Below are 10,177 nucleotides of genomic sequence, written 5' to 3'. Positions count from 1 at the left end.
TCGCGTAGAGGCGCCGGTCGGCCGGGGCCAATTCGGCGGTCTGGCCGATGATCGCGCAGCCGACCCGGCCGACCACCTTGCGGAAGGTGTCGAGCCCCGGGGTGGCGTCGTAGCCCGGGATGCTGGCGAGCTTGTCCAGCGTCCCGCCGGTATGGCCGAGGCCGCGGCCGGAGATCATCGGCACGTAGCCGCCGCAGGCCGCCACCATGGGCGCGAGGGGCAGGCTGACCGTGTCGCCGATGCCGCCGGTGGAGTGCTTGTCGAGCACCGGGCCCGGCAGGTCCCAGGCGAGCACCGTGCCGGATTCCGCCATGGCCCGGGTCAGCGCCACCCGCTCCGGCAGAGCCAGGCCGCGGAAGAACACCGCCATGGCGAAGGCCGCCGCCTGCCCCTCCCCGACCGCGCCGTCGGTGAGGCCGCGGACGAAGGCCGCGATCGCCTCCGGATCGAGGGCCAGGCCGTCGCGCTTGGCCCGGATCGTCTCCTGCGGCAGGCGCATGCGCTTCAGAACTCCCGCGCCTGCATCAGCGCCCCGAACAGGCTGCTCGCCCCGAGCCGGAAGGTCTTGGGGCTCACCCAGCCCGGCCCCATGATCCGGTCGGCGAGCGCCAGATAGGCGCCGGCATCGGCGACGCTGCGCAGGCCGCCCGAGACCTTGAGGCCGGCGGGGCGGCCGCTCGCCCGGATCTCCGCCAGCATCGCCTCCGCGGCCTCGGGGGTCGCCGAGACCGGGCTCTTGCCCGTGGAGGTCTTGAGGAAGTCGGCCCCCGCCTCCAGCGCCAGCCGGCCGGCGCGCCGGATGGCGTCGGGATCGGCGAGTTCGCCGGTCTCCAGGATCACCTTGAGGACAGCGGAGCCGCTCGTGTCGCGCACCGCCTCGACCATGTCGCGAGCCAGGTCCGCGTCGCCGCGCAGGACCGCGCGATAGGGCAGGACGAGGTCGATCTCGTCGGCGCCGTCGCGCAGGGCCTCCGCGGTGTCGTCGGTCGCCCGGGCGCAATCGTCGCCGCCGGCCGGGAAGTTGATCACCGTGGCGACCCGGATGCCGCTGCCCTTGAGCGCCCGCGCGCCCTGCGTCACGAAGCGCGGCCAGACGCAGATCGCCGCGACGCCGCCGCTCAGCGCATCCCGGCAGAGCGCGTCGATCTTCGGCTCGGTGCAGGTCTCGGTCAGATCGGTGAGATCGAGGAGCGGCAGCGCCCGGCGGGCGACCGCACCGGCATCCGGGTCATCCATGGTCCGTCTCCTCGTCCGGCAGGCCCGCGACGAAGGCCCGGACCAGGCGGCCGAGATCTTCGGCGGCCCGGGCCGCCACCGCCTTGGTCTCGGCGTGATGGGGGGCGCCCCCGGCGATCCCGGCGGCGAGGTTGGTCACCACCGACACGGCCGCCACCGGCAGGCCGAGGAAGCGGGCCAGGATCACCTCGGGCACGGTGGACATGCCGACCAGATCGGCCCCGAGGATGCCGGCCATCCGAACCTCGGCGGGGGTCTCGAAGCTCGGGCCGGAGAACCAGGCGTAGACGCCTTCCGTCAGCGGAACCCCGCAGGTCCCGGCCGCCGCCCCGAGCCGCGCGCGCAGGCCCGGATCGTAGGCCTCGGTCATCGGCACGAAGCGGGCGTCGCTGGCCTCGCCGATCAGCGGGTTCAGGCCCGACAGGTTGATGTGGTCGGCGAGCAGGACCAGGCTGCCGGGGCCGAGCTCCGGCCGCAGGGACCCGGAGGCGTTGGTGAGGAGCAGGCGCTCGGCGCCGAGGCCGGACGCGCAGGCGAGCGGCACCCGCATCGCCGCCGCGTCGCCGCGCTCGTAGGCATGCGCCCGACCCTCGAACACCAGCACCGGCCGCCCGGCCATACGCCCGCGATGCAGCCGGCCGCCATGGCCGCTGACGCCCGCCCCCGGGAAACCCGGGATCGCCGCGTAATCCAGCGCGGTCGCGTCCGTGAGCCCGGCCGCGATCCCGCCGAGCCCGGTGCCGGTGACGAGGGCGCAGGCATAGCCGCCGCCGAAGCCGGCAGCCCGGAGCGTGTCGAGGGCGGCGGCCTCAGTCACCCAGGGTCTCCGGCCCGAACGATTCGGGCAGCAGCGCCGCCAGCGTGAAGGTCTTGGCGACGCGGTCCGGCCCGGCGGCGTGGATCGGCGTGTCCGGCCCGGCGAATTCGCGGATGCGCTGGCGGCAGGCGCCGCAGGGCGTCACCAGGCCAGCGCCGTCGCCGCAGACCAGGATCGCGGCGATGCGCCGGCCGCCGCCCGCGATCATCGCGGCGATCGCCCCGGCTTCCGCGCAGGTGCCGACCGGATAGGCCGCGTTCTCGACGTTGCAGCCGGCATGGATCGCGCCGCGCTCGTCGCGGAGCGCCGCCCCGACCCGGAACCGGGAATAGGGCGCATGCGCCCGTTCGCGCACCGTCCGGGCGGCCTCGAACAGGGCCATCAGCCCGTCATCCTGTCGTACTGAATCGGCGGCCTGCATGGCCGATCTTTGGCACCCGCCGGGGCGCCCTGTCGAGGGGCGTGGCAATGGCGGAGGGGATACTGCGGTGCCAGCGAGGGCCGCTGTCTGAAGTGGGCGGGCTACTCGGATGCGGCGTTGAAAATCCGGATCCCTTATTCTGGGACGCCGCAGGCGAGCCCGGACCGCCGGGGACCCACACGTTTCGATCGTAGCCGCATCCATCCCGTGGCCGCAGAGGCCGCAAGTCCCCTCTCCCGGGCGGGAGAGGGACAGGGTGAGCGATGCGACCACTCCGGAAGACCCTGATCCCTCACCCCAACCCTCTCCCGAACGGGAGCAGGGGCGCGTCGCGACCTGCAACAGCGCTTGTGCCTCAAACCTGTTCAGGGCCGTCGTTGGGAATGACGTGGCGACTGTTCGTCCGTCCCCAAAAATCCCTCAGCGCGTCGCCGCCCCGGCCCCCAGCAGCCCGGCGGCTTGGCGCAGCATCGCGTCGTCCTGCGGGCCGCTGAGAGCATAAGCGGTGTCGCCGGCATCCCAGGACAGGAGCGTGCCGTCGTCCGAGCCGGTGAGGGCCGCCGGGCCGCCGCGCAGGCCGCGGGTCGCGAACAGCGAGGCCTCGCCGAGGGGTCCGGCCTCGAAGGCGATCTCGATGCCGGTGCCGTGGCGGCCGGGGAAGATCTGGATGTCGCGCACCTGCCAGCCGGCCGGGAGGGGCGGCAGGTCGATGCCGGTGACCGACTGGAGGCGGGCCCGGTCGTAGACCGGGTATTCGCCCTGGCTGGCGATGCTCTTGCGCAGCTGCGCCACGGCACGGGCCTGGCGGGCCTCCGCGATCAGGGCCGGATCGGGGGTCGCGGCCAGGGTGTCGGGCACGCCGAACCGGCCGATCTCGTCATGGGCGAGCCAGCCTGCGCCGACCAGCACCGCGATCGCGGCGGCGCGCTTGAGCCTCGCCCCGACCCGGCGCCAGCGCTGGTTGCGGTCGAACCGGCGCGCCAGGACGAGGGTGCGGTCGGGTCCCGGCCCGGGCAGGCGCGCGAAGGCGGCCCGGAGGGCGTCGCGATCGTGCAGGTCGGCCATCACCTGGGCGGCGGCCCCGGGATGGGCGGCCAGGTGCGCCTCGACGTCGAGACGGCGCATCGGGTCGATCTGCCCGTCGACGAAGGCGATGAGATCGTCGTCCGTGATCGGATCCGTCATCGGTGAAGTCCTCGATTCCCGCGTGCCGCCGGGGCGGATCCGCCGGTCGTCATCGTCATGTCTCCCGGCACCGGGCGGGCCCGATGCCTCAGGCATCGCCCGCGGCGCGTTTCATCGGCGGCCGGTCCCGGGTCTCGTCGGAGGCGACGAGGCGCAGGCCGGTATAGGTGCCGCGCCGGGGATCCGGCCGGCTCGCCTCGGGCTCGGCCTCGGTCTTGGCCCGGCTGCCCTCCTCGAAGGTCCGGAGCGCCGCCCGGCCGCGGCCGAGGCGGGACATCAGCGTGCCGATCGGGATGCCGAGCACCGCGGCGGCGTCGGCATAGGCCATGCCCTCCAGGGTCACGAGGTGGAGGGCGGCGCGCTGCTCCTCCGGCAGGGTCAGGAACGCCTGCCGGATCTGGGCGAGGCGGACGCGGCCCTCCTGGGCCGGGGGCGCCATATCCTCGCTCATCCGCACCAGCGCGTCGGCGTGACGCGCCTCGACCTGGCGCCGGCGCTGCTCGTCGATGAAGGCGTTGTGCAGCACCGTCATCATCCAGGTGCGCAGGTTGGTGTTGGGGCGCAGGGAGCCCTGCATCTCCAGGGCGCGCACCAGCGTATCGTGCACCAGATCGTCCGCCCGGAGCGCGTCGCGGGTCAGCGAACGGGCGTAGCGCCGCAGGGGCACCAGCAGGTCGACGATGTCCGGATGCGTGTGCTTGTCTGAGGCCATGGGGTGTGAACGCGGCAGGCCGCGGGTTTAATCCCGGCGCTCAGAGCCCCGGTGTCGTCAGGCCTGGTCGAGGGTGGCGGCGATGCCCGAGACCATCCGGGGGTCGGTGGGCTCGACCTGCGTGGCGAAGGCGGCGGCGAGCGAGCCGTCCCGGGCGATCAGGTATTTGTGGAAGTTCCAGCGCGGCGTCTCGCCCGGCCGCTCCGCCGCCGCCCATTGGTAGAACGGATGGGCGCCCGGCATCTTCACCCGGGTCTTGGCGGTGAGCGGGAAGGTCACGCCGTGGTTCTTGCGCGCGGCCTCCGCGATGGCGGGGCCGTCGAGCGGCTCCTGGTTGCCGAAATCCGGCGACGGCACGCCGATCACCGTGAGCCCGCGGTCGCCGAAGCGGGTCCACAGGGTCTGGAGCCCGGCGAGCTGACCGGCGAAGCCGCAGGCGGTGGCGGTGTTGACCACCAGGATCGGCCGCCCGGCATAGGCCGAGAGCGGCATCGCGCCGCCCTCCGGATGCTCGAAGGCGAAGTCGGTGGCCCGCCCAACCGGCGCGGCCCGGGCGGCACCGGCAAACCCGGCACCGAGCAGGATCAGGGCCTCACGGCGCAACATCGTCATGGCGCGGCCTCGCACGATCACGGGCGCTCACGCCCGAGACGAATCTAGGGCGCCCGATGCCGTGAGCTCAACAACCGGGATCCCAGAGGGCCTGCGGCCCTTTGGCGGGGTCCGGGGCGCGCAGCCCCGGGCTTCGCCTACGCCGCCCGCACCGTGTCGAGGAAGCGATGGACCTCGACATCGAGCCGCTCGGCCTGGACCGAGAGTTCGGAGGCCGAGCCGAGCACCTGCGCGGCGGCGGCCCCGGCGCCCTCGGCGGCGCTGGCGACCCCGGCGATGTTGGCCGTGACCTCGCCGGCCCCGGTCGCGGCCTGCCCGACGTTCCGGACGATCTCCTGGGTGGCCGAGCCCTGCTCCTCGATCGCCGCGGCGATCCCGGTGGAGAGCCCGCTCATCTCGGTGATGCGGCCGACGATGATGCCGATCGCGTCCACCGTCTCCCCGGTCCAGGACTGGATCTCGCCGATCTGCCGGGCGATCTCGCCGGTGGCCGTGGCGGTCTGGCCGGCCAGTTCCTTCACCTCCGTCGCCACGACCGCGAAGCCCCGGCCCGCCTCGCCGGCGCGGGCGGCCTCGATCGTGGCGTTCAGCGCCAGCAGGTTGGTCTGGCCGGCGATGCCGCTGATCAGGTCGACCACGGCGCCGATCTTGACGGCGCCGTCACGCAGGTTGCGCACGAGGTCGGCGGACTTCCCGGCCTCCAGCACGGCGGCATCGGCGAGGTCGGCCGAGGCCTGCACCTGGCGGCCGATCTCGTTGACGGAGACGCCGAGTTCCTCGGCGGCCGCCGCCACGGTGTTGACGTTCGCGGCGGCCTGCTCGGCCGCCGCGGCCACCGTGGTGGACTGGCTGGCGGTCTCGGCCGCTGCGGCGCTCATGGTCTCGGCGGTGGATTTCAGATTCGCCGAGGCCGTGGCGACGGCGCGAATGATGCCGCCGACGGCGCCCTCGAAGGAGGCGGCCATCTCGCGCATCGCGGCCTTGCGCTGCGCCTCGAGCCCGGCCTGGGTCCGGGCGGCCTCCTCTTCGAGGGCCTTCGTCCGGGCGAGCCCGTCGCGGAACACCTGCACGGCGCCCGCCATGGCGCCGACCTCGTCGCGGCGCCCGACGCCGGGTATCTCGACCGAGAGATCGTCGGCGGCGAGCCGGATCATGGCCTGGGTCATCCGGTGGATCGGCTTGCCGATGCCATTGTGGAGGAGGAGCAGACCGACCAGGGCCGTGACCACGATCGACCCCAGGCCGACCCAGTTGGCCGCCCGCGACGACGCGATGGCGGCATCCGATGCGACGCTGCGCGCCTTCAGCAGATCCTGCTCGACCTGTGCGATCTCGGCCGCCTTGGCGCGCAGCCCGTCCATCACCGCCTTGCCGACGCCCGCCCCCTCGAGCCGGCGCGCCTCCTCCCGGGTGGCGGGATCCTGCATCAGGGCGCGTTCGCGATCCGCGACCTCCGTGCCCCAGCGCTCGGCCAGGGCCTTCAACGCCGCCAGCCGCCCCGGCTGAGTCGGGTTGTTGGCGGTGAGCTTGCTGGCGGCATCCCAGGACGCCGCGAAGGCCTTCCGCCCGGCCTCCTCGGGTTCGAGGAAGCGCGGATCGGCCGAGATCAGGTAGCCGCGCAGGGCGGTCTCGCGGTCGACCATGGCGACGGTCATCCGGTCGACCTCGGCCAGCACCTCGCGGGTATGGACGGTCCAGGCCTCGGTCTCCTCGATCAACCCGATATTGCGGAGCGAAATCACCGAGACGCCGACGGTGATCGCCAGCATCAGCGCCATGACGAGCGCGATCTTCACGCCGACCTTGAGGTCGACCAGACGAAATCTCATGGCCCGCTCTTCGGTTGAGAATCACCGGGCCCGATCGGGCTCGGTCAGCGGGCCGGGATAGATCAGTTTTGTGAAGGGTCTCTTACCGTCTGGCTTACGTGCTGTAGACGCGCCCATGAGCCGGAAATACAGTTCTGTAAAATCATGCGTGTCCGGTATGGACCGCTTCTCGTTTCGATCCCGTTCCGGATATTATCTGTCGCGGGACGAAAATCGCGTTCGGATTACAGTGTTTTACTGATATGCATCCCGCAGGTTGAGAGTACAGGCCTGCCCGATCGTCCCGTAGGTCTCGGCGAGCCAGGCCTGCGCGGCGGCGCGACCCTTGTCGCGCAGGCGCTTGAACACGGTCCAGCGCGCGTCGAGCTTGGAGGCGGCGTTGTAATCCTCCAGCGCGTCGGTGCCGTCGATCCGGTGCACCAGGACCCGCTGGTAGCCGCCCTGGCCGAGGGTGCCCTCCTCGATCAGGCCATCGATGAAGTCGATCGCCCGCAATTCCCGCATCAGGTTGGCGTTGAAGGTGATCTCGTTGAGCCGGTCGCGGATCTCGCTCTCCGTGCGCGGGGTCTCGCGCCGCTCGACCGGGTTGATCTGGACCAGCACGATGTCGCGGGTCCGGGCGGCCCGGTGCAGCGGGTAGAGCGGCGGGTTGCCGAGATAGCCCCCGTCCCAGTAGGGCACGCCGTCGATCTCCACCGCCTGGAACACCGTCGGCAGGCAGGCCGAGGCCATCAGGTGGTCGACCGTCAGCCGCTCGCGCTCGAACACCGCGAGCTTGCCGGTCCAGACATTGGTGGCCGAGACGAACAGGCCCGCGGTCTCGGCCTCGCGCAGGCGCTCGAAATCGACCTGCTCGGCCAGCGCCTTGCGCAGCGGGTTGATGTTGAGCGGGTTCGACACGTAGGGGCTGGGCGAGAGCATCTTGGACCAGAACTCGGCCACCGGGTTGCCCTTCCACAGGCTGAACAGGCCGCTCACGAAGTTGCGCTGGGCCGGACCGAGATCGCCGTCGAGGCTGACCTCGCGCCAGAACCGCTCGAGCCCGTCCCGGGCGCCGTCCGGTCCGCCCTTGAGCCAGCCGTCGACCATCACGACGCCGTTCATCGCCCCGGCGCTGGCGCCGGTCACCGCCTCGAAGGCGAGGCGCCCGTCCTCGATCAGGGCGTCGAGCACGCCCCAGGTGAAGGCGCCGTGCGCGCCGCCGCCCTGCAGGGCCAGCGCGACCGGCTTCTCGGCCCGGGGACCGGCCAGGATCTGGTGGGGCGGATGGGCGGGAGAGGGCTCGATCCCGTCCGAGACCGGAATTTCGGGGACGGCGGTCGCCGGGTTGTGCGGCTCACCGCCGTGGGGGTGCTCGCTCATGTCGGCCTCCAGAAACAGGATCCCCTAGATGGGATGCTGCACTGCAACATCAACCATGCGCGAAGCTTGGGGCCCGTCCGAGAACCGGCCCGGAACGCGCGATTCGGCAACAGGGGCGGATGAAAACCGGTGTTGCGCACGCGGCAAACTCGACATCCGCATCCGGATACGACATGACAGCCGCGATGCTGTCATGCGCGGTGTCGGCTTGACGCTGCGCGGCGTCGTCCGCAGCTAATCCGCGGGCGGGCCGCAGCCCCGAAGCTCCGGCGAGGCGCGCGCCGCGAAACGCCCGACCAGCCCGAACCCGGGCTCCGGCGCTGTTCCGCGAAACGCGCACGCGAAGGTCCACGATGGAAGTCATGGAAGCCATCCGCTCCGAAAGTCCCGCCGCCGAGGCCGCCCTGATCACCGGGGGTCCGGAGATCGCCGGCCCAGCGCCGCGCCACCGCACCGTCGGCGTCACGGTCGGCGAGGGCGAAGGCGCGGTCATGGTCGGCGGCGGCGCCCCGATCGTCGTGCAGTCGATGACCAACACCGACACCGCCGACATCGACGGCACGGTGGCGCAGGTCGCCCAGCTCGCCCGGGTCGGCTCGGAGCTGGTCCGCATCACCGTCGACCGGGACGAGGCCGCGGCCGCGGTCCCGAAGATCCGCGAGCGCCTCGACCGGATCGGCGTCCACGTGCCGCTGGTCGGCGACTTCCACTATATCGGCCACAAGCTTCTGGCCGACCATCCGGCCTGCGCCGAGGCCCTGGCCAAGTACCGGATCAATCCCGGCAATGTCGGGTTCAAGGAGAAGAAGGACACCCAGTTCTCGTCGATCATCGAGCAGGCGATCAAGTACGGCAAGACCGTGCGGATCGGCGCCAACTGGGGCTCGCTCGACGGCGAGCTGCTCACCCACCTGATGGACGAGAACGCCAAGCTGCCGCGGCCGATCGATGCCCGCGCGGTAATGCGCGAGGCGATGGTGCGCTCGGCGATCGGCTCGGCCGACCGGGCCGTGGCGCTCGGCCTGCCGCAGAACAAGATCATCCTCTCGGCCAAGGTCTCGGCGGTGCAGGACCTGATCGCGGTCTACCGCGAGGTGGCGCGCCGCTCGGATTACGCGATCCATCTCGGCCTCACCGAGGCCGGCATGGGCTCCAAGGGCCTGGTGGCGGCCTCGGCGGCGATCGGCGTGCTGCTGCAGGAGGGGATCGGCGACACGATCCGCTACTCGCTCACCCCCGAGCCGGGCGGCGACCGGAGCGTCGAGGTCAAGGCGAGCCAGGAACTGCTGCAGACGATGGGCTTCCGCACCTTCGTGCCGATGGTCGCGGCCTGCCCCGGCTGCGGCCGCACCACCTCGACCACCTTCCAGGAGCTGGCCCGCGACATCCAGAAGTGGATCGTCACCTCGATGCCGGAATGGAAGAAGACCTATCCGGGGGTCGAGGGGCTGAACGTCGCGGTGATGGGCTGCATCGTCAACGGCCCGGGCGAATCGAAGCATGCCGATATCGGCATCTCGCTGCCCGGCACCGGCGAGACCCCGACCGCGCCGGTGTTCATCGACGGCAAGAAGGCGATGACGCTCCGCGGCGCGACGCTGGCCAAGGATTTCGAGACGGTCGTGATCGACTACATCGAGCGCCGGTTCGGCCAGCAGGGCGGCGGCACGCGCACCGCGGCCGAGTGACGTTCGGGCCGCGGGGGAGTGCACTGCCCTGCGATTCTGCTGTCATGGCAGCTCATATCCGCTGCATATCCTCCCTCCCCCCTTTGCGGGGGAGGGTGGGCGCCGAAGGCGGTCGGCAGAGGGGAGCGACGGCGCAGCACGAAGTGGAGGCCTCCATGGTGGACGGACCCGTCCCGGTAGCCGGGCTGGACTCTGCCGTGCGCTGCTGACGCAGGCCGCAGCCGCACCCGGAGAGGGGGGAGGGGGCGCGCGGCGCGCGTGCCAAATGTCAAGTACCCGCCCCAGCGCGGCTTCGACCTGCCCAAGGTGAACGGA

The 10,177-nt window shown here is 72.1% G+C and carries 9 protein-coding genes and 1 pseudogene; 1 reads left to right on the top strand and 9 read right to left on the bottom strand.

Annotated features, from left to right (window positions below; all coding sequences use genetic code 11):
• The 9 genes and pseudogenes from MKL11_RS22020 to MKL11_RS21980 form a co-directional block, all read right to left on the bottom strand.
• Positions 1 to 499, bottom strand: a pseudogene (locus MKL11_RS22020) (thymidine phosphorylase); the annotation flags it as partial.
• 5 nt (positions 500 to 504) lie between these two features.
• The gene (gene deoC, locus MKL11_RS22015) at positions 505 to 1,236 is read right to left on the bottom strand and encodes a deoxyribose-phosphate aldolase (RefSeq protein ID WP_243947315.1); all 732 of its coding nucleotides are present in this window, start codon (positions 1,234 to 1,236) and stop codon (positions 505 to 507) included.
• Positions 1,229 to 2,053, bottom strand: a complete 825-nt coding sequence (locus MKL11_RS22010) for a purine-nucleoside phosphorylase (RefSeq protein WP_243947313.1) — start codon at positions 2,051 to 2,053, stop codon at positions 1,229 to 1,231. Before MKL11_RS22010 ends, deoC begins: the two co-directional genes overlap by 8 nt.
• Positions 2,046 to 2,474, bottom strand: coding sequence for a cytidine deaminase (locus MKL11_RS22005; protein ID WP_243947312.1), 429 nt, complete (start codon positions 2,472 to 2,474; stop codon positions 2,046 to 2,048). The genes MKL11_RS22010 and MKL11_RS22005 overlap by 8 nt, the downstream gene beginning before the upstream one ends.
• 420 nt (positions 2,475 to 2,894) lie before the next feature.
• Positions 2,895 to 3,659 (bottom strand): anti-sigma factor, encoded by a 765-nt coding sequence (locus tag MKL11_RS22000; protein ID WP_243947310.1) that lies wholly within the window; start codon positions 3,657 to 3,659, stop codon positions 2,895 to 2,897.
• Positions 3,660 to 3,747: 88 nt separating this feature from the next.
• Positions 3,748 to 4,371: a sigma-70 family RNA polymerase sigma factor gene (locus tag MKL11_RS21995; protein WP_243947308.1), complete on the bottom strand. Its 624-nt coding sequence runs from the start codon at positions 4,369 to 4,371 to the stop codon at positions 3,748 to 3,750.
• Positions 4,372 to 4,428: 57 nt separating this feature from the next.
• Positions 4,429 to 4,983: a glutathione peroxidase gene (locus tag MKL11_RS21990; protein ID WP_243947306.1), complete on the bottom strand. Its 555-nt coding sequence runs from the start codon at positions 4,981 to 4,983 to the stop codon at positions 4,429 to 4,431.
• 137 nt (positions 4,984 to 5,120) lie between these two features.
• Positions 5,121 to 6,812, bottom strand: coding sequence for a methyl-accepting chemotaxis protein (locus MKL11_RS21985; RefSeq protein ID WP_243947304.1), 1,692 nt, complete (start codon positions 6,810 to 6,812; stop codon positions 5,121 to 5,123).
• A 234-nt stretch (positions 6,813 to 7,046) separates the two neighbouring features.
• Entirely contained in the window at positions 7,047 to 8,174 is a 1,128-nt protein-coding gene (locus MKL11_RS21980; protein WP_243947302.1) for a patatin-like phospholipase family protein, read from the bottom strand.
• Between the two features lie 353 nt (positions 8,175 to 8,527).
• Here MKL11_RS21980 and ispG point away from each other — a divergent pair, with 353 nt between their 5' ends.
• A complete protein-coding gene (gene ispG, locus MKL11_RS21975; RefSeq protein ID WP_409565895.1) occupies positions 8,528 to 9,862 on the top strand; it encodes a flavodoxin-dependent (E)-4-hydroxy-3-methylbut-2-enyl-diphosphate synthase in 1,335 nt (444 codons plus the stop codon).
• Positions 9,863 to 10,177: the final 315 nt, after the last annotated feature.

It is taken from the genome of Methylobacterium sp. J-077 (assembly GCF_022829365.1).
In the GTDB taxonomy this organism is placed as follows: domain Bacteria; phylum Pseudomonadota; class Alphaproteobacteria; order Rhizobiales; family Beijerinckiaceae; genus Methylobacterium.
This window is presented reverse-complemented; position numbering and strand designations above follow the sequence as displayed.

Coding starts and splice junctions, on each gene's coding strand:
- MKL11_RS21990 (WP_243947306.1), bottom strand. CDS start 4,983: ATGACGATGTTGCGCCGTGAGGCCCTGATCCTGCTCGGTGCCGGGTTT.
- MKL11_RS21980 (WP_243947302.1), bottom strand. CDS start 8,174: ATGAGCGAGCACCCCCACGGCGGTGAGCCGCACAACCCGGCGACCGCC.
- ispG (WP_409565895.1), top strand. CDS start 8,528: ATGGAAGTCATGGAAGCCATCCGCTCCGAAAGTCCCGCCGCCGAGGCC.
- MKL11_RS21985 (WP_243947304.1), bottom strand. CDS start 6,812: ATGAGATTTCGTCTGGTCGACCTCAAGGTCGGCGTGAAGATCGCGCTC.
- deoC (WP_243947315.1), bottom strand. CDS start 1,236: ATGGATGACCCGGATGCCGGTGCGGTCGCCCGCCGGGCGCTGCCGCTC.
- MKL11_RS22005 (WP_243947312.1), bottom strand. CDS start 2,474: ATGCAGGCCGCCGATTCAGTACGACAGGATGACGGGCTGATGGCCCTG.
- MKL11_RS22000 (WP_243947310.1), bottom strand. CDS start 3,659: ATGACGGATCCGATCACGGACGACGATCTCATCGCCTTCGTCGACGGG.
- MKL11_RS21995 (WP_243947308.1), bottom strand. CDS start 4,371: ATGGCCTCAGACAAGCACACGCATCCGGACATCGTCGACCTGCTGGTG.